Annotated in this window: 16 protein-coding genes; 10 read left to right on the top strand and 6 right to left on the bottom strand. The window is 63.1% G+C overall.

Annotated elements, in window-relative coordinates; genetic code table 11:
- Positions 1-23: 23 nt before the first annotated feature.
- The gene (locus LOY31_RS20820; protein WP_007950938.1) at positions 24-191 is read right to left on the bottom strand and encodes a DUF2897 family protein; all 168 of its coding nucleotides are present in this window, start codon (positions 189-191) and stop codon (positions 24-26) included.
- Positions 192-310: 119 nt separating this feature from the next.
- Complete coding sequence (eat, locus tag LOY31_RS20815; protein ID WP_258712160.1) at positions 311-1675, bottom strand: ethanolamine permease; 1365 nt, start codon at positions 1673-1675, stop codon at positions 311-313.
- A 302-nt stretch (positions 1676-1977) separates the two neighbouring features.
- Here eat and kdpF point away from each other — a divergent pair, with 302 nt between their 5' ends.
- From kdpF to LOY31_RS20785, 6 genes are read left to right on the top strand one after another with little or no spacing between them, the layout of a single operon-like run.
- On the top strand, positions 1978-2067 hold the full coding sequence (gene kdpF, locus LOY31_RS20810) for a K(+)-transporting ATPase subunit F (RefSeq protein WP_007950940.1): 90 nt from the start codon (positions 1978-1980) through the stop codon (positions 2065-2067).
- An 8-nt stretch (positions 2068-2075) separates the two neighbouring features.
- Positions 2076-3770 (top strand): potassium-transporting ATPase subunit KdpA, encoded by a 1695-nt coding sequence (gene kdpA / locus LOY31_RS20805; protein WP_039770510.1) that lies wholly within the window; start codon positions 2076-2078, stop codon positions 3768-3770.
- Positions 3771-3780: 10 nt separating this feature from the next.
- Positions 3781-5838, top strand: a complete 2058-nt coding sequence (gene kdpB, locus LOY31_RS20800) for a potassium-transporting ATPase subunit KdpB (RefSeq protein ID WP_221533129.1) — start codon at positions 3781-3783, stop codon at positions 5836-5838.
- Between the two features lie 57 nt (positions 5839-5895).
- Entirely contained in the window at positions 5896-6441 is a 546-nt protein-coding gene (gene kdpC / locus LOY31_RS20795) for a potassium-transporting ATPase subunit KdpC (RefSeq protein ID WP_221533128.1), read from the top strand.
- 34 nt (positions 6442-6475) lie between these two features.
- The gene (locus LOY31_RS20790; protein ID WP_085607184.1) at positions 6476-9127 is read left to right on the top strand and encodes a sensor histidine kinase KdpD; all 2652 of its coding nucleotides are present in this window, start codon (positions 6476-6478) and stop codon (positions 9125-9127) included.
- Between the two features lie 48 nt (positions 9128-9175).
- Complete coding sequence (locus LOY31_RS20785) at positions 9176-9874, top strand: response regulator (protein WP_039770498.1); 699 nt, start codon at positions 9176-9178, stop codon at positions 9872-9874.
- Here LOY31_RS20785 and LOY31_RS20780 read toward each other — a convergent pair.
- A complete protein-coding gene (locus LOY31_RS20780; protein WP_221535290.1) occupies positions 9871-10908 on the bottom strand; it encodes a patatin-like phospholipase family protein in 1038 nt (345 codons plus the stop codon). The genes LOY31_RS20785 and LOY31_RS20780 overlap by 4 nt on opposite strands.
- 217 nt (positions 10909-11125) lie before the next feature.
- Here LOY31_RS20780 and LOY31_RS20775 point away from each other — a divergent pair, with 217 nt between their 5' ends.
- From LOY31_RS20775 to LOY31_RS20765, 3 genes are all read left to right on the top strand, one after another.
- Positions 11126-11404 (top strand): hypothetical protein, encoded by a 279-nt coding sequence (locus LOY31_RS20775; protein WP_007950948.1) that lies wholly within the window; start codon positions 11126-11128, stop codon positions 11402-11404.
- 77 nt (positions 11405-11481) lie between these two features.
- The gene (locus LOY31_RS20770) at positions 11482-12249 is read left to right on the top strand and encodes a CHAD domain-containing protein (protein WP_221535291.1); all 768 of its coding nucleotides are present in this window, start codon (positions 11482-11484) and stop codon (positions 12247-12249) included.
- A 210-nt stretch (positions 12250-12459) separates the two neighbouring features.
- Complete coding sequence (locus LOY31_RS20765; RefSeq protein WP_221535292.1) at positions 12460-13254, top strand: acyl-CoA thioesterase II; 795 nt, start codon at positions 12460-12462, stop codon at positions 13252-13254.
- Position 13255: 1 nt separating this feature from the next.
- Here LOY31_RS20765 and LOY31_RS20760 read toward each other — a convergent pair whose 3' ends face one another.
- The 3 genes from LOY31_RS20760 to LOY31_RS20750 all read right to left on the bottom strand — a co-directional run bounded on the left by LOY31_RS20760 (position 13256) and on the right by LOY31_RS20750 (position 16138).
- Positions 13256-13621 (bottom strand): Mpo1-like protein, encoded by a 366-nt coding sequence (locus LOY31_RS20760; RefSeq protein WP_007950951.1) that lies wholly within the window; start codon positions 13619-13621, stop codon positions 13256-13258.
- A gap of 120 nt (positions 13622-13741) precedes the next feature.
- Entirely contained in the window at positions 13742-15223 is a 1482-nt protein-coding gene (locus LOY31_RS20755; RefSeq protein WP_221535293.1) for a methyl-accepting chemotaxis protein, read from the bottom strand.
- Between the two features lie 108 nt (positions 15224-15331).
- Positions 15332-16138, bottom strand: coding sequence for a TatD family hydrolase (locus LOY31_RS20750; protein ID WP_221535294.1), 807 nt, complete (start codon positions 16136-16138; stop codon positions 15332-15334).
- Between the two features lie 236 nt (positions 16139-16374).
- Between LOY31_RS20750 and LOY31_RS20745 the strand changes: the two genes are divergently transcribed.
- Entirely contained in the window at positions 16375-17796 is a 1422-nt protein-coding gene (locus LOY31_RS20745; RefSeq protein ID WP_085607172.1) for a transglycosylase SLT domain-containing protein, read from the top strand.
- The last annotated feature ends 34 nt before the right edge of the window (positions 17797-17830 follow it).

Below are 17830 nucleotides of genomic sequence, written 5' to 3'. Positions count from 1 at the left end.
CCGATTCAGGCGGGGTTTTTCGTTCAGCGGTCCTGCGCGTCCTTGATGTCCGCTTCGGCATTGCGTTCAGCGACACGCTTGCGTTGTTCATCGGTCAGTTCGACCTTGTTGGCGGTGTCACGCAACATCATCAGACCGCCGACGATCGAGCCGATTGCAACGACCAGAATCAACCAGGCATACCAGGGCATAACGGCTCTCCTTAAAGGCAGGTCGACGGGCGAGGGTTTCGCCGTGCAACGCTGCATACCACTTTGAGCGAAGTGCATTCGCAGTGGTTCCATTCTAGGCCGGTTATGCCCGTCGCGGTTTACAGTCCGGTGAGCATGGCGTCTGCCGGGGCGTTGGCGCGCAATTGGCCGGTCAACAGGAAGTAGCCGAAACCGACCGCCATGAAGCCGAGAAAGATCAGCCCGATCAGCGCATTGAACCAGGCCATCGCCACCAGGCACACCACGGCCAGCACCAGTGCGATCAATGGAATCAGCGGATAGCACGGCGCGCGGAAGGTGCGCTCCAGATTGGGTTCGGATTTACGCAGTTTGAACAGGCTGAGCATGCTCATGATGTACATCACGATCGCCCCGAAAACGGCCATGGTGATCATCGCGGCAGTGAGGGTCATGCCGCCGAGGTTGATCAGGCCGTCACTGTAGATCGCCGCGATACCGATCACGCCGCCGGCAATAATGGCGCGGTGCGGGGTCTGGAAGCGCGACAGCTTCGCCAGCGAGGCGGGCAGGTAACCGGCGCGGGCGAGGGCGAAGAACTGCCGCGAGTAGCCAAGAATGATCCCGTGGAAACTCGCCACCAGCCCGAACAGACCGATCCAGACCAGCATGTGCAGCCAGCCGGAGTTGTCACCGACCACGGTTTTCATCGCTTGTGGCAGCGGGTCGTTGATGTTCGACAGGGTGCGCCAGTCACCGACGCCACCGGCGAAGAACATCACGCCCATCGCCAGCAACACCAAGGTCAGAATGCCGCTGATGTAAGCCTTGGGAATTGTGCGTTTCGGGTCCTTGGCTTCTTCGGCGGCCATGGCCGCGCCTTCGATGGCGAGGAAAAACCAGATCGCGAACGGAATCGCCGCGAACATCCCGGCAATCGCCGGTGCACCGAAGACGTCCGAGCCGGCCCAGCCATTCAGTGCGAAGTTGCTGAAGCTGAAGGCCGGTGCGACCACCCCCATGAACACCAGCAACTCGGCGACGGCCAGCACACACACGATCAATTCGAAGGTCGCGGCCAGCTTCACACCGAGAATGTTCAGACCCATGAACACGATGTACGCACCGACCGCCGCGTGTTTCGGATCGAGGGCCGGAAACTGCACGTTCAGATACGCACCAATCGCCAGGGCAATCGCCGGCGGGGCGAAAACGAATTCGATCAGTGTCGCCAGTCCGGCGATCAATCCACCTTTTTCACCGAAGGCCCGGCGACTGTAGGCGAACGGCCCGCCCGCGTGGGGGATCGCCGTGGTCAGTTCGGTGAAGCTGAAAATGAAGCAGGTGTACATGGTCGCGACCATGAACGAGGTCACCAGAAAGCCCAGTGTTCCCGCGACGCCCCAGCCATAACTCCAGCCGAAATACTCCCCGGAAATCACCAGCCCCACCGCGATGCCCCACAGGTGCAACGTGCCCAGCGTGGGTTTGAGTTTTGTGTTCATGCGTTTGCTCCCTGAACGGTTTGGAAAGCTCGGGGAAGGGCGTGTGCAGTGGGCGTGCCATTTTGTATTGGCGGGTCGTAATGGGCTGAAAGCTGTCGTATCGGGGATGTTCGCGGCTTGATGGCTTCTTTTTTGTGCGCCAGTCAGGTGCGCCGCCAGCCGGATGCCGTCGTAAAGAAGGCATAAACCCACTCTTTACGCTTTCTTTATGCCCCGCGCGCACCCTCGCTCTCGTTCCTTTACAGCCTCCTTTCCGACAATGCCTCCACACGCGGCAATACGCCGTAACACGGAGATCTTCCATGAGCGTTCTGGACGGGGTGTCACTGCTGCTGGCAGTGGGGCTGTTCATTTATCTGTTGGTTGCGCTGTTGCGCGCGGATCGGACTTAGGAGCGGCTATGCACAGTTATGACTATTGGCTGATCCTCGCATTCTTCGCGGTGGTCTTGCTGCCGGCGCCGTTCCTCGGGCGCTTCTACTACAAGGTGATGGAAGGTCAGCGCACCTGGCTGACGCCGATTCTCGGCCCGGTCGAGCGCGGCTGTTACCGCATCGCCGGGGTCAATCCGCAGGACGAACAGAGCTGGCAGAAATACACGCTGGCGCTGCTGGCGTTCAACCTCGCCGGTTTTCTGCTGCTGTTCGCGATCTTGCTGTTCCAGGATCACCTGCCACTGAACCCGCAAAACCTGCCGGGCCAGGAGTGGACCCTCGCGTTCAACACCGCCGTCAGCTTCATGACCAACACCAACTGGCAGGCCTACAGCGGCGAAGCGTCGCTCAGCTACCTGAGCCAGATGGTCGGCCTCACCGTGCAGAACTTCGTCAGCGCCGCTACCGGCCTCGCCGTGCTGGTTGCGCTGTGCCGTGGCATCGGGCGCAAATCCACCAAGACCCTCGGCAACTTCTGGGTCGACATGACCCGCGCCACCCTCTACGGCCTGCTGCCGTTGTGCCTGCTGCTGGCGCTGTACCTGGTGTGGCAGGGCGTGCCGCAAACCTTCGCGCAATACGTGAATGCTGTGACGATGCAGGGAGTTGACCAAGTCATCCCGCTCGGCCCGGCCGCCAGCCAGATTGCGATCAAGCAACTGGGCACCAACGGCGGTGGTTTCTTCGGCGTCAACTCGGCGCATCCGTTCGAGAACCCGACCGCGTGGAGCAACCTGTTCGAAGTCGCGTCGATCATCCTGATCCCGGTCGCGCTGGTGTTCACCTTCGGCCACTACGTAAAGGACCTGCGCCAGAGCCGCGCCATCATCGGCTGCATGCTCGCGCTGTTCATCATCGGCGGCGCCACTTCACTGTGGGCCGAGTATCAGCCGAACCCGGCGCTGAACAACGTCGCCGTCGAACAGACCGCGCCGCTGGAAGGCAAGGAAGCGCGCTTCGGCACCACCGCCACCGTGCTCTGGTCGGTGACCACCACGGCGGCGTCGAACGGTTCGGTCAACGGCATGCATGACAGCCTCAACCCGCTCAGCGGCATGGTCGCGCTGGTCAACATGATGGTCGGCGAAGTGATCTTCGGCGGCGTCGGCGCCGGGCTCTACGGCATGTTGCTGAACGTGCTGATCGCGGTGTTCCTCGCCGGCCTGATGATCGGTCGCACGCCGGAATACCTCGGCAAAAAACTCCAGGCCCGTGAAGTACAGCTGCTGGTCGTCACCCTGCTGGTGATGCCGGTCGGCGTGCTGGTGCTGGGCGCGATTGCCGCGAGCCTGCCCGGCCCGGTGGCGGCGGTGAGCAACCCCGGCCCGCACGGTTTCAGCCAATTGCTCTACGCCTACACCTCGGCCAGCGCGAACAACGGTTCGGCGTTCGGCGGCTTCGGCGCCAACACCGCGTTCCACAACCTGATGCTCGGCTTGGGCATGTTGATCGGTCGCTTCGGTTACATCCTCCCGGTACTGGCCCTGGCCGGCAGCCTGGCGATGAAGAAAACCGCACCGATCGGCCAGAACAGCTTCCCGACCCACGGTCCGCTGTTCGTGACCCTGTTGACCGTGACCATTTTGCTGGTGGGCGGCCTGACCTTCTTGCCGACCCTTGCATTGGGCCCTATCGCTGAACACCTGAGCATGGGCTTCTAAGGAGCTGATGATGAATATGCCCGCAATCAAACCCGCCGCCGTAAAGGCGCCGGAACAAGCGAAAACCGCGATCAGCGCCCTGTGGCGTCCGGCGCTGGTGCAAGCGTTCGTCAAGCTCGATCCGCGCCAGTTGCAGCGCTCGCCGGTGATGCTGGTGGTCGAACTGACGGCGATCCTGACCACCGTGCTGTGCTTCATTCCCGACAGCAGCGTGCCGACTTTCGTTGCCGCGCAAATCGCCCTGTGGCTGTGGTTCACCGTGCTGTTCGCCAACTTCGCCGAAGCGCTCGCTGAAGGTCGCGGCAAGGCCCGCGCCGACAGCCTCAAGGCTGGCAGCGAAGGCCTCAGCGCCCGCCGCAAACTGGCCAACGGCAGCTTCCAGGTCGTACCGGCCACCAGCTTGCGCAAGGGCGATGTGGTGCGCGTCGAAGCGGGGGAAATGATCCCCGGTGACGGCGAAGTCATCGAAGGCATCGCGGCGGTCAACGAAGCGGCGATCACCGGTGAATCGGCGCCGGTGATCCGCGAGTCCGGTGGCGACCGATCCGCCGTCACCGGCAACACCCGGCTGGTGTCCGACTGGCTGCTGGTGAAGATCACCGCCAACCCCGGTGAATCGACTCTGGATCGGATGATCGCGCTGGTCGAAGGTGCCAAACGCCAGAAGACCCCGAACGAAGTCGCGCTGGATATCCTGCTGATCGGCCTGACCCTGATCTTCCTGCTGGTGGTCGTGACCCTGCAGCCGTTCGCCCACTTCGCCAACGGCAGCCTGCCGCTGGTGTTTCTGGTGGCGTTATTGGTCACGCTGATTCCGACCACCATCGGCGGTCTGCTGTCGGCGATCGGTATTGCCGGGATGGATCGCCTGGTGCGTCTGAACGTGATCGCCAAGTCCGGTCGTGCAGTGGAAGCGGCGGGTGACGTGCACGTGTTGCTGCTGGACAAGACCGGCACCATCACTTTCGGTAACCGTCGTTGCAGCGCGGTATATGCCGCGCCGGGTGTGAACGCCCGTGAGCTGGCCGAAGGCGCGCTGTTCGCCTCGCTGGCTGACGAAACTGCCGAAGGCAAGTCCATCGTCGAGTACCTGCGCGGCACCAATCCGCAGCCGGAACCTTCGCCGGACACCCTGACCGCCGTACCGTTCAGTGCCGAAACCCGCTTGTCCGGTGTCGACTATCAGGGCCGTGTATTTCGCAAGGGCGCGGTGGATTCGCTGCTGGCGTTCCTCGGTCAACAACGCAAGGATCTGGCCCCGGCGCTGTCCCGGGAAATCGACAAGATCGCCCAGAGCGGCGGCACGCCGTTGCTGGTCTGTGCCGACGGCAAACTGCTCGGGGCGATCCATCTGAAAGACGTGGTCAAACCGGGCATCCGCGAGCGTTTCGCCGAGCTGCGCAAGCTGGGGATTCGCACGGTGATGGTTACCGGTGACAACCCGCTGACCGCTGCCGCGATCGCCGCTGAAGCAGGCGTCGACGACGTGCTGGCCGAAGCGACACCGGAGAAAAAACTGGCGCGCATCCGTCACGAGCAGAACGACGGTCGTCTGGTCGCCATGTGCGGCGACGGCGCCAACGATGCCCCGGCGCTGGCCCAGGCTGACGTCGGCATGGCGATGAACGACGGCACACAAGCCGCGCGTGAAGCGGCCAACATGGTCGACCTCGACAGCGACCCGACCAAACTGCTGGACGTGGTGCAGATCGGCAAGGAATTGCTGGTGACTCGCGGCGCGCTGACGACCTTTTCCATCGCCAACGACGTGGCCAAGTACTTCGCGATCCTGCCGGCGTTGTTTGCCGCGATCTACCCGCAACTGGGCGTGCTGAACATCATGCATTTGAGCAGCCCGCAGAGCGCGATCCTGTCGGCCATCGTGTTCAACGCTTTGATTATCGTGGTGCTGATTCCGCTGGCCCTGCGTGGCGTGCGGGTGCAGGCGGCGAGTGCGGCGGCGCTGCTGCGTCGCAATCTGCTGATCTATGGCCTGGGCGGGATTCTGGTGCCGTTCGTGGGGATCAAGGCGATCGACATGCTGTTGACGGCGTTGCATCTGGTTTGAACCTGAACAGCGGTGTGCCGGGCACACCGCTTCAAGCACGAATTCGAGGATTTTGAAATGTCCACAATGTTACGTCCGGCCCTGAGCCTGCTGGTGCTGATGACCCTGGTCACCGGCGTTGCCTATCCGCTGGTAGTTACGGGCGTCACGCAAGTCGCCTTCCCCGAGCAGGCCAACGGCAGCCTGGTGCGGGATGCCGAAGGCAAGGTGCGCGGCTCGTCGCTGATCGCTCAGGATTTTGTCGGCGATGCCTGGTTCCATCCACGTCCATCAGCCGGTGCCTTTGCAACCGTGTCGAGCAGTGCGAGCAACCTGTCGCCAAGCAATCCGGCGCTGGCCACTCGGGTAATCGATGACGCCAACAAGTTGCAGGTTCCCGGTCAGGGCCCGGTGCCGTTGGCGCTGCTGACCACCTCCGGCAGCGGTCTCGATCCGCACTTGCCACCGGCCGCGATTGCCTATCAACTGGCGCGTGTCGCGGCAGCGCGCAATCTGCCGGTGGCGACCCTGCAGCAACTGCTCGACACGCACATCGAACAGCCGCTGGTAGGCCCGCCAGTGGTGAATGTGCTGGCGCTGAACATGGCGCTGGAAAAGTTGTGAATCGCGATCACATCAGGAAGAGAGAGCTTCAAGCATGAGTGACTCCGGCCGCGCCGACGCGCTGTTAGCAGACTTGCCCCGCGACGGACGCGGCCGGCTCAAGGTTTTTCTCGGCGCAGCGCCAGGCGTGGGCAAGACCTACGCGATGTTGCAGGCCGCCCACAGCCAGTTGCGTCAGGGCGTGAAAGTCATCGCCGGGGTCGTTGAAACCCACGGCCGCGCCGAAACCGAAGCGCTGCTCGGCGGCCTGCCGCAACTGCCGCTGGTGCGCTCGGAATACCGTGGCGTGACGCTGGAGGAAATGGACCTCGACGGCCTGCTCGCCGCCAAGCCGAAACTGGTGCTGGTCGACGAGCTGGCTCACAGCAACGCCCCCGGCAGTCGCCACGCCAAACGCTGGCAGGACATTCAGGAACTGCTCGCCGCCGGCATCGACGTGTACACCACGGTCAACGTCCAGCACCTGGAAAGTCTCAACGATCAGGTGCGTGGCATCACCGGTGTGCAGGTGCGCGAAACCCTGCCGGACTGGGTGTTGCAGGAAGCCTACGAACTGCTGCTGATCGACCTGCCGCCCCGCGAACTGCTCGAGCGCCTGCGCGAAGGCAAGGTCTACGTACCGGAGCAGGCGCGCGCCGCGATTGATGCATTTTTCACCCAGACCAACCTCACAGCGCTGCGCGAACTGGCGATGCAGACCGCTGCCGCGCAGGTCGATAACGATCTCGCTCAAGGCTATCGCCAGCTCGGCCAGGCCGCGCCGGCGGTGCGCGGGCGCTTGCTGGTTGGCGTCGATGGCGATGCCCAGGCCGAACGGCTGGTGCGCCACGCCAGTCGGGTCGCCCAGCGTAGGCATTTGCCGTGGAGTCTGGTGCACGTCGACAACGGCAGTGTGCGCGACGAGCAATCGCGGCTGCGCCTGCAAAGCGCCCAGCAACTGGCCGAACGCCTCGGCGGCGAAGTGGTGTTGCTACGGGCCGGCGAAGTGGCGAAAACCCTGATCCAGCATGCAGCTGAACGTCGGGCGAGTCTGGTGCTGGTCGGTCAATCGCGGCCGCGCCTGCGCAGGCGTCTGTTCGGTGGTGGGCTGGCGGCGCGTTTGCTGCGTCAGGCCCATGGTCTGGAAATCAACGTGCTGGACAGTGATCAGGAACAGCATCAAGCGCGCCCGCGTGTAGCGCCGACGCTGGTGTGGTTCGACTATGCGCTGGCGCTGGTGGCCACGCTGTTGGCCAGTGCGCTGGCCTGGGCGGTGTCCAGCGTGCTGCCGTTGCCGAACATCTCGCTGGTGTTTCTTGCGGCGGTGCTGCTGGTGGCAGTGCGTAGCAGTCTCGGCCCGGCGCTGGCCTGTGCGGCGTTGTCGTTTTTGACCTACGACTTTCTGTTCATTCCGCCGAATTTCTCCTTCAGCATCCAGCGCGAAGAAGACGTGCTGACGTTGCTGTTCTTTCTGCTGATGGCGGCGCTCACCGGCAACCTCGCGGCGCGTCAGCGGCGGCAATTGCAGGCGCTGCGCGATACCCAGGAAGAGACTACCGAGCTGCTCGACCTGTCGCGCAAACTCACCGCCGCAACAGATCGCCAGGCCGTGGTCAGCGCCGCAGCCCAACACCTCAATGGCTGGAGCGATCTGCAACTGTGCCTGCTCAATCGCGACGGGCAGGGCGGCTGGAAAGTCGAAACCGGCGGGCCGCTGCAATTCACTGAATCCGAGCGCGCCGCCGCTGACTGGGCCTGGCAGCACGATCAACCGGCGGGCATGGGCACCGGCACGTTGCCGTTCGGGCGCTGGTGGTGGTGGCCGCTGTCGGTGGAGGACGGACCGCTGGCGCTGCTCGGTGTGTGCGCCAAAGAGGGCCAGACCCTGAGCGGCCAACGTCGTCGTTTGCTGACCGCGTTGAGTCAGCCTTTGGCTCAAGCACTGGCCCGAGCACAACTGGCCGATGACCTGGAAGCCGCACGTCTGCACGGCGAAACCGAACAGTTGCGCAGTGCCTTGCTGGCCTCGGTGTCCCACGATCTGCGCACGCCGCTGACCTCGATGCGCGGCAGCATCGACAGCCTGCTGGCCCTCGGCGAAGCGATCCCGCTGGAGGATCGCCGCGAATTGCTCGAAGGCACTCGCGATGAGGCCGAGCGTCTCGATCGCTACATCCAGAACCTGCTGGACATGACCCGTCTCGGCCACGGCGCCCTGAAGCTGGCGCGGGACTGGGTGTCGCCCGCAGACATCGTCGGCAGTGCGCTCAATCGCCTGCGGGCGGTGTTGTCGTCGCTGCAAGTGAGCACCGATGTACCGGCCGAGTTGCCGCTGCTGTACGTGCATGCCGCGCTGATCGAGCAGGCGCTGGTGAACGTGCTGGAAAACGCCGCCCGCTTCTCGCCATCCCACGGCCGTCTGCAATTGCGCGCCGGGGCGGATGACAGCGAGGTGTTTTTCTCGGTCAGCGATGAAGGGCCGGGGATTCCGGTCGATGAGCGGGCGAAGATTTTCGACATGTTCTACACCGCCGCCCGGGGGGATCGGGGCGGGCAGGGCACGGGGCTGGGGCTGGCGATCTGTCAGGGCATGGTCGGCGCCCATGGCGGGCGGATCAGTGTCGGCGACGGCATCGACGGGCGCGGCACCTGCATTACCCTGCACCTGCCTTTGCAGACGCAACCGGGGATGGACGGTGAAGCCTGATCCGCGCTGCGCTACTCTCTTGCCACTCTTTTGTGTTGATGTGAATTCATGAGCCAGACCGCGACCATTTTGGTCATCGATGACGAACCGCAGATCCGCAAGTTCCTGCGCATCAGCCTCGCTTCCCAGGGCTACAAGGTGCTGGAGGCCGGCACCGGCGCCGAGGGCCTGGCCCAGGCGGCGCTGAACAAACCGGACCTGCTGGTGCTCGACCTCGGCCTGCCGGACATGGACGGCCAGCAGGTACTGCGCGAGTTTCGCGAATGGGCCACGGCGCCGGTGCTGGTGCTGTCCGTGCGCGCGAGCGAAGGGCAGAAAGTCCAGGCGCTGGATGGCGGCGCCAATGACTACGTGACCAAGCCGTTCGGCATTCAGGAATTTCTCGCCCGGGTGCGGGCGTTGCTGCGTCAGGCGCCGGCCGGAGAAGCGCAGCAGGCCGCGTTGAATTTCGGCCCTCTGACCGTGGACCTGGCGTATCGCCGGGTATTGCTCGACGGCGTCGAAGTCGCCCTGACCCGCAAGGAATACGCCGTGCTGGCGCAACTGGCGCGGCATCCGGGGCGGGTGATCACCCAGCAGCAATTGCTCAAGGACATCTGGGGCCCGACTCACACCGAGGACAGCCACTACCTGCGGATCGTGGTCGGGCACCTGCGACAGAAACTGGCGGACGATCCGACCCGGCCCCGGTTTATCGTGACCGAGGCGGGCGTCGGTTATCGCTTGTTGAGCGAGAGCAGCCTTTAGTTCTGCTCGCTCTCGTAGCGATCCAGCGTATCCCTGGCAATCTCGCGACCCAGCGCGATCAATTCAGGCGCCTTGTAGAACTCGAAGAACCGGCACACCCGCTTCGGCACATTGATCAGGATGTCCGGCGGATACCCGGCGATCTTGTACTGCGCCAGTGAGGTCTGCATCACCTCGAAACTCTGGTTGATCAGGTCGAGCAATGACGCAGGCCCGACGTTATCGATGATGAACGAACCGGTGGCGGACTTCGGCGCGCCGTCGCGCTCAGGGGCCGCGGCCGGTTGCTGGGTTTCCGGTTCCGCACCCTCGACCCATGGATTGATCTCGGCTGCTTCGGCCCGCAACGCTTCCTGTTCCAGTCGCAGCAGTTGCTCGGCCTGTTTGCGGCGGAACGGCATCTTCGAGCCCAGCGAATTGATCAGGCTGTCGAAGCGGGTGCGGAACGCGGCGGGGCGCTGGATCACCGGCAATTTGTAATGACGCTGGTTGGTCGAGTTGAGATTGACCGCGATGATCAGGTCGCAATGGCTCGACACCACCGGCACGATCGGCAACGGGTTGAGAATGCCGCCGTCCACCAGCATCCGGTTGCCCTGCATCACCGGGGTGAACAGGCTGGGAATCGCCGCCGAGGCCCGCATCGCCTGATGCAGGCAGCCTTCCTGGAACCAGATTTCCTGTTGATTGGTGAGGTCGGCGGCTACGGCGGTGTAGGGGATGCGCAGGTCTTCGATGTTGATCTCGCCGACGATCTTGCGGATCTGGCCGAAGACTTTTTCGCCACGGATCGCGCCGAGACGGAAGCTCACGTCCACCAGGCGCAGTACGTCGAGGTAATCCAGGCTTTCGATCCAGTTGCGGTACTCGTCAAGCTTGCCGGCGGCGTAGATTCCGCCGACCACGGCCCCCATTGAACAGCCGGCAATACAACTGATGTCATAGCCCCGTCGTTCGATCTCTTCAATGACCCCGATATGGGCATAGCCCCGGGCGCCACCGGAGCCCAGCACCAGTGCGACACGCTTTTTCATCCGACTTCCTCCCGGCAAGGTTCCACAATGCACCCATCGAGGGCCGGGCGACAATCGCCGGGGTCGTTCGGGGCGGCGATGGCGTCGTTTTTTCGATACTTCATGACCCGTCGGCGTTATCTTTTGCAGTGCGGTGGAATCACGGGGCGCAAGGCACTTTTTCGCTGCCGCACCGTCTTACCTGCACGACTGTTGACCTATCTTTGAGGTGTGAGTGATGAAAGCCTGGATCTGTGTGCCGTTGATGGCGCTGGCATTGGCCGGTTGCGCCGGCAAGACCGCTTACCGCGACAGCTGCGGCAGCCAGCTCGACGCGGCGTGGCATGAACTGGATCTGGCGAAAGCCGAAGGGTTTGCCGGCACCGTCAGCTATTCCAAGGCGCTGTCGCTGTTGACGGCAGCCAAGACCCAGCAGCAATTCGAAGGGTTCGAAGGCTGCACCAAGAAAGCCGAAAAAGCGCGCTTCTACATTCGCGAATCCCGCGCCGGGCGCTAAGCTGCTGACGTGGCGCAAGGGCAGGTGCCTTGCGCCGGCGCACACTCGTGCAAAGCCATTGAATTCAGGAGCAAGTAATGTCTGCGTTGGTCGACCGGTTGGTGGCTCATGTCTTGAGCCTGGAAGTCAGGCTGCTGGCCTGTCAGGCACGTTTGACCGCCCGGACTGATCCTGAGGCGCTGCACGATCTGCGCACCACCGTGCGGCGCTTGCGCAGTCTGCTGCGACCGTTGCGCGGTTTGCCCGGTGTCGAACAACTGGAAAGCGCGGCAGCCAGCGTCGGGCAACTGACCACGCCGTGGCGCGACCGCGAGGTGCTGGCAGCCTGGCTGATCAAACACGATCAGCCCGAAGCCGCGCAGCGCCGCATGGCGCAGATGGCCGAGGCTTATCCGGCCTTGGCGGCCAGCGCCGAAGTGGCGTCGCTGCTGATGATCCTCGATGCCTTTCCGCGTTTTCTGCGCGCGTCCCAGCGCCAGGGATTGCTCAAGCGCCTGGACAAGCGCATCGAAAAACGTCTGGGCAAACAATGGAAGAATCTCGACGTGGCGCTGCACGATCCGGCCCACGACCGCCATCGCCTGCGGCTGCTGATCAAGCGTGTGCGTTACGGCATCGAGGCCTACCCCGAACTGGATCGTCTGCCCGAAGCCGCCTTGCCCCGTTTGAAATCCGCGCAAGGCGCCCTCGGTGACTGGCACGATTGCTGGCAATGGCTGGCCCGCGCCGAACTGGAGCCGGATCTGCAACCCTGCGTCGCTACCTGGCAGGCGACCATGGCCAAGGCCGAAATCAAGGCCGACCGGGTGCTGGAAAAACTCAGCGCGGCCTGCTTCAAGTCCTGAATTTTCCACAAGACCACATGTGGGAGCGAGCCTGCTCGCGATTACGGCTGCACGGTCACCAATGAAGTGACTGACACACCGCTATCGCGAGCAGGCTCGCTCCCACACTAAACGGCTTATCTGTCAGTCTCTTTGACCGGAATGGACGCTGCGCCGCTCTGCCGCGCTGGTTAAGATCCGGTCATTCCCTTTTTCCTGTCCGAGGTTTCCATGCGCTTTTGCGATCTGATCGATGCTGTCCGTCGTCAACCGGAGGTCACGATTCCGGCGGAGTGGGGCCAGGGCCGGGCCAGTTTTGGCGGGTTGGTGGCCGCGCTGCAATTTGAAGTGATGCGCACCAAGGTTCCGACCGATCGGCCGGTGCGTTCGCTGGCGATCACCTTCGTCGGCCCGGTCGAGCCCGAAGTGCCGGTGAGCTTTGAAGTCGAAGTGCTGCGCGAAGGCAAGGCAGTCAGCCAGGTGCTGGGGCGCGCCGTGCAGAACGGTCAGGTGGTGACGATGGTGCAAGGCAGCTTCGGGGCTTCGCGGCCTTCGGAAGTGGCGGTTGAAGCCTATCCGGCACCCGAGATGAAACATTGGGACGATTGCCAGGAATTGCCGTACATCAAAGGCGTAACCCCAGAGTTCATGCGTCATCTGGCGATGCGCTGGAGTGTCGGCGGCATGCCGTTCACCGGCAATCAATCGCGGCTGATGGGCGGCTGGGTGCGTCTGCGTGGGGATGTGAAGGAAGAGCCGGTCAACGAGGCGCACCTGTTGGCGCTGGTCGATGCCTGGCCGCCCGCGCTGTTGCCGTACCTGAAGAAACCGGCACCGGGCAGCACGCTGACCTGGACCATCGAATTCGTTCAGCCGTTACGGGATTTGAGCACGCTGGATTTCTGCCAATACCTGGCGGACATCGAGTATGCGGCTGACGGTTACGGCCATGTCGCCGCCAAGCTGTGGAGCGCGAAGGGTGAACTGATTGCCATGAGTCGGCAGACGGTGACGATCTTCGCCTGACTCAATGGCGGCGATGGCGTTCACGCCAGGCGCGGAACCAGCCGCCACTGAGGAAGAACCTCGGAAACGTCAGGAACTGCTCGACCAGCAGACGCGAGACGGCGTCCTTGCGATCACTGAACGGCTCGGAGGCTTGCGCCTCCAGGCTGTGGCCGTGACGCTGCAAACCCAGCGCCGCGATGATGCCGATCACGCCGATCGCCACGCTGGCCAGACTCAGGCTGAACACCCCCGAGACGATCAACAGAAACGCGACGATGAACAGCGGCACGGCAATCAGGTGCAGCACCAGATTGGTCGGGTGCTGATGGTTGTTCGGGTACGCGCGCCATTGCCACGCGGGAAGGTTGGGGTGGCGTTTGCCCATGTTGCTGCTCCTCGATCCATGTTTGGTACATGGTTGAAGAATAGGCCCGGGCAGCCAGGGCGGCGAATCAAGGTTGGCTATTGAAGTGATAGGGACAATGGCCATTCTTGATGTTGCCCCCTAGAGCTTCAACTGACCGATCGCCTTATTCAGTTCACCGGCCAGCGTCGCCAACTCGTTACTGGTGGTCGCCGAATCCACGGTCTGTTGCACGGTGTTCTCGGTGACATCGCGAATGCTCACCACCGCGCGGTTCATTTCTTCGGCAACCTGACTCTGTTGCTCCGCCGCCACCGCAATCTGCGTGTTGCTCTCACGCATCTGCGCCACCGCTCCGGTGATTTCCGCCAGTGCTTCGCCGGCCTCTTGCGCCTGCTGCACGCAGTCATCGGCCTTGTACGAACTCTCCTGCATGAAGTCGACCGCATCGCGGGTGCCTGCCTGCAACGCCGAGACCATAGTGGTGATTTCATCGGTGGAGGTCTGCACGCGTTTGGCGAGGTTGCGCACTTCGTCGGCGACCACCGCGAACCCGCGACCCATTTCCCCGGCGCGAGCCGCTTCGATGGCAGCGTTGAGCGCGAGCAGATTGGTCTGTTCGGCGATGCTGTGGATCACGCTGACCACGCCGTTGATCTTCTGGCTGTCCTCGGCCAGCCGCTGGATCATCTCGGCGGTCTGCTGCACGCCGCTGGACAGGCCGGCAATCGAAGTCTGCACCCGGCTTACCACTTGCTGGCCGCTGCCAGCCAGGCCATCGGCGGTCTGCGACAGGTCGCGCGTGGCGCCGGCGTGCTGGGCGATGTGGTAGACGGTTGCGGTCATTTCGTTGATCGCCGTGGCGGCCTGATCGGTTTCGCTCTGCTGGCCGAGCATGCCGTGACGCACCTCGTTCATGCTTGATGCCAGCCGCGCGGCGCCGACGTCGAGTTGCCGCGCGGTGTTGGCCACGGTGGTCACCACTCGCTGGTAACCGGCCTGCATCGCATTGAACGCGTTGGCCATCTGCCCGACTTCATCCTTGCAGGCCAGCGGCACCCGGGCGGCGAGGTCGCCGGTTTTCTCCACGTGCAGCATCACGTCCTTGAGGGTGTTCAGCTGACTGAGCAGAAAGCGGATCAGCAACTGTGAAGCGCCGAGCATCGCCAGCATCAGGATGAACACCGCCACCGCGTAGTTGGCGAAGCGTTCGCCGAACACCTGGCTGAGGCTGGGGGCGTAGGCGATCACGGCGACCTGCTGACCATCGGCACGGCTGAAGACCTCGGCGCCGAGCAGCGGGTTTTCACCGAACAACGGCAAGTGACTGATCTCGATCCAGCCGTTGCTGTCGGTGATCTCCAGCAGCGGTTGATCGTTGAGGCGCGGCGCTTCGCCGCGTTTGAAAGTCAGCACTTGATCGGATTTGGGCAGCGCTTGCCCGGCCGGCCAGGCCTTGAGCAATTGCGCCTGGGCCTGGGCCGAAGTTTGCGCGGCGTGGCTGCGGGCCTGTTGTTCGAGCTGTACGGCGTACAGCACCAGCAACAGAGTGGTGACGAAGGCGACCGCATTGACCGCCCAGAATTTGTATTTCAGCGAGATATTGCTAAGCCAGGCACCCATGGAGGTCTTCTCTGATAGCGGAAACAATTTTGGCAAGGTGCCATTATTGTGCCGCTACGCAGGTGTCCGGATCTTGATGTGCATCAACAAGTGATGCATTCGCCTCGGCTAGGGCAGGGTAGGTAAACCGTAAAACGCACGCGCGCAGGCGGTGGTGTGAGCCGCCAGATCCTCTTCGGTTTCGCCTCGATGCAATGCCACTTCACGCAGCACTTCGGTCAGATACGCCGGCTCGTTGCGCCCGTTCTTCGGCTTTGGCCGCAATGTGCGCGGCAGCAGGTACGGCGCATCGCTTTCCAGCATCAGGCGACCGCGTTTGATCTCCTTCACCAGCGGATGCAAATGGGTACCGCGACGCTCGTCGCAGATCCAGCCGGTGATGCCGATGTGCAGATCCAGATCGAGGTAACTGAACAACGCTTTCTGCTCGCCGGTGAAGCAATGCACCACGGCGGCGGGCAATCGGTCGCGGAAGTCACGGAGGATTTCCAGCAGGCGCTGGCTCGCATCACGCTCGTGCAGGAACACCGGCAATTGCAGTTCGGCGGCCAGCGCCAGATGTTCTTCGAGGACTTTTTCCTGCTGCGGGCGCGGCGAGAAATCGCGGTTGAAGTCCAGCCCGCATTCGCCCACTGCTACCACGTTCGATTCCTGCAACAGACTGCGCAGACGCCGCACGCTGTCGGCGTTCCAGTCGCTGGCCGAATGCGGGTGAATGCCGGCGGTGGCGAACAGTCGCTGGCCGTCCGGATCCAGTTGCTGGCATAGCTCCAGTGCCTGTTCGCTGCCTTCGACGCTGGTGCCGGTCAGCACCAGTTGGCAGACCCCGGCAGCGTAGGCGCGGTCGAGCACGGCCTGGTGTTTGTCGGCGAAACTGGGGTTGGTCAGGTTGACGCCGATATCGATGAGTTGCATGGTGCTACCTCGGGCCGAAGGCCGGAAAGCATATCAGAGCTGTAGATTTATAAGAAAAGCCAAGAACTACAACGGCTTATGGCTGTCTGTTGAGGCCGCGAGGCAGGCTGGGCTGGCAGAGTTGCCATCACTGTGCCAGTCTCTCGCACTTTATCAGCGCTCCAGGCGCTCTGTTTTCGTCGGTGTTTTGCGACCGCTCAGCGGTGCAAACGCCCCGTATTCTTTCCGGAGAGTGGATGGTTCGTCCCTCGGTTTTGCTCCTGCTGTGTGGTTCGTTGCTGCTGCCGATGACGGCGGTCGCGCGGCTGCCCGGGCCGCTGCAAGCCGTGCCGGCCGCCAAGGTCCGCGACCTGACCGAAATCCGCAGCAGCCGCGTGTTGCGGGTGCTGGTCAACCAAAGCCGCAACAGCTCCGGCGAAGTCCAGGGCCAGGCCATCGGCATCGAATACCACCGCCTGCGCGCCTTCGAGCAATACCTCAATGGCCACGCCCGCGACGGCCAGGAAATCACCCTCAAGATCATCCCCAAAGCCAAGGATCAACTGCTCGGCGCGCTACAGCGTGGCGAAGGCGATCTTGTTGCGCCAGGCGAACTGCTCGAGTTGCAACCGGGCCACGCGGTCGCCAGCAGCGAGCCGATTGCCAGCAACGTGCCGCTGGTGCTGGTCGGCATCAAGGGTGAAAAGCGCTACACCAAGGTCGAGCAACTCGCCGGCAAAACCCTGGCGCTGCCCACTGGCAGTGCGGCGGGGGAGGCGGTCAGTCAGCTCAACCAGAAACTGGCGCTGCATAAACTGGCGCCGATCAAGATCGAATGGGTCGATCCAACGCTGGCGGTCGAGGATGTGCTGGAAATGGTTCAGGGCGGGATCTTCCACCTGACCATTGTCGAGCAACCGATCGCCGAGCGGTGGGGCAAGATCCTGCCCAAGCTGCGTTTCGACCGTCAGGTGATGATCAGCGAACCGGGCGAGGAATACTGGTTCGTGCGCCGTGATGCCTCGATGTTGCGGGCCAGCATCGACCGCTTCCTGACCGGCTACAAAAAACCATCGAACGAAGATGCGGCGTTCCTGCGGATCTACCGCCGGCTGTATCAAGTGCACTATCCGCTGGCCAAGGCTGACCGTCAGCGCCTGGAAAAACTGCGACCGACCCTGCAGAAACACGCCGAAGCGCAAAACATGGACTGGCTCAACCTGGCGGCGCTGGCGTTCAAGGAGTCGGCGCTGCAGCCCAATGCGCGCAGCGGTAGCGGGCCGACCGGGCTGATGCAGATCACCCCGTCCGCCGCGCAGCGAGTTGGTGTCAACAATATCCAGAATCTCGATGCGAATGTGCAGGCCGGTGCCAAGTACCTGGCCATGATCCGCCGCAAGTTCTTCAACAGCCCCAAGCTCAACGAGCGCGAGCGCATGGCGTTCACCCTGGCGGCGTACAACATCGGCCCGGAGCGGGTGCAAGGCATGCGCGCCGAGGCGCGGCGTCGCGGTCTGAACCCCAACCAGTGGTTCTTCCAGGTCGAGCGTATCGCCATGGAGCAGGTGGGAATGGGGGCCGTCAGCTATGTTAATAGCGTGAACAAGTATTACTTGGCGTTCGACCGGGAGCGGGAGTCGTTGGAGCCCCGGGGGCAGAAAGTGGTCTCACGCAAATGATCTAATAAGTTGATTGTTATGGCGGAATTTTTGC

The sequence above is a fragment of the Pseudomonas sp. B21-021 genome (assembly GCF_024749205.1).
Lineage (GTDB): Bacteria > Pseudomonadota > Gammaproteobacteria > Pseudomonadales > Pseudomonadaceae > Aquipseudomonas > Aquipseudomonas paraglycinae.
The sequence above is the reverse complement of the archived record's forward strand: the minus strand, read 5'-3'. Positions and strand labels throughout refer to the sequence as shown.

Bases quoted from the DNA above. Each gene is read 5' to 3' on its own strand.
- LOY31_RS20820 (WP_007950938.1), bottom strand. From the start codon at position 191: ATGCCCTGGTATGCCTGGTTGATTCTGGTCGTTGCAATCGGCTCGATC.
- eat (WP_258712160.1), bottom strand. From the start codon at position 1,675: ATGAACACAAAACTCAAACCCACGCTGGGCACGTTGCACCTGTGGGGC.
- kdpF (WP_007950940.1), top strand. From the start codon at position 1,978: ATGAGCGTTCTGGACGGGGTGTCACTGCTGCTGGCAGTGGGGCTGTTC.
- kdpA (WP_039770510.1), top strand. From the start codon at position 2,076: ATGCACAGTTATGACTATTGGCTGATCCTCGCATTCTTCGCGGTGGTC.
- kdpB (WP_221533129.1), top strand. From the start codon at position 3,781: ATGAATATGCCCGCAATCAAACCCGCCGCCGTAAAGGCGCCGGAACAA.
- kdpC (WP_221533128.1), top strand. From the start codon at position 5,896: ATGTCCACAATGTTACGTCCGGCCCTGAGCCTGCTGGTGCTGATGACC.
- LOY31_RS20790 (WP_085607184.1), top strand. From the start codon at position 6,476: ATGAGTGACTCCGGCCGCGCCGACGCGCTGTTAGCAGACTTGCCCCGC.
- LOY31_RS20785 (WP_039770498.1), top strand. From the start codon at position 9,176: ATGAGCCAGACCGCGACCATTTTGGTCATCGATGACGAACCGCAGATC.
- LOY31_RS20780 (WP_221535290.1), bottom strand. From the start codon at position 10,908: ATGAAAAAGCGTGTCGCACTGGTGCTGGGCTCCGGTGGCGCCCGGGGC.
- LOY31_RS20775 (WP_007950948.1), top strand. From the start codon at position 11,126: ATGAAAGCCTGGATCTGTGTGCCGTTGATGGCGCTGGCATTGGCCGGT.
- LOY31_RS20770 (WP_221535291.1), top strand. From the start codon at position 11,482: ATGTCTGCGTTGGTCGACCGGTTGGTGGCTCATGTCTTGAGCCTGGAA.
- LOY31_RS20765 (WP_221535292.1), top strand. From the start codon at position 12,460: ATGCGCTTTTGCGATCTGATCGATGCTGTCCGTCGTCAACCGGAGGTC.
- LOY31_RS20760 (WP_007950951.1), bottom strand. From the start codon at position 13,621: ATGGGCAAACGCCACCCCAACCTTCCCGCGTGGCAATGGCGCGCGTAC.
- LOY31_RS20755 (WP_221535293.1), bottom strand. From the start codon at position 15,223: ATGGGTGCCTGGCTTAGCAATATCTCGCTGAAATACAAATTCTGGGCG.
- LOY31_RS20750 (WP_221535294.1), bottom strand. From the start codon at position 16,138: ATGCAACTCATCGATATCGGCGTCAACCTGACCAACCCCAGTTTCGCC.
- LOY31_RS20745 (WP_085607172.1), top strand. From the start codon at position 16,375: ATGGTTCGTCCCTCGGTTTTGCTCCTGCTGTGTGGTTCGTTGCTGCTG.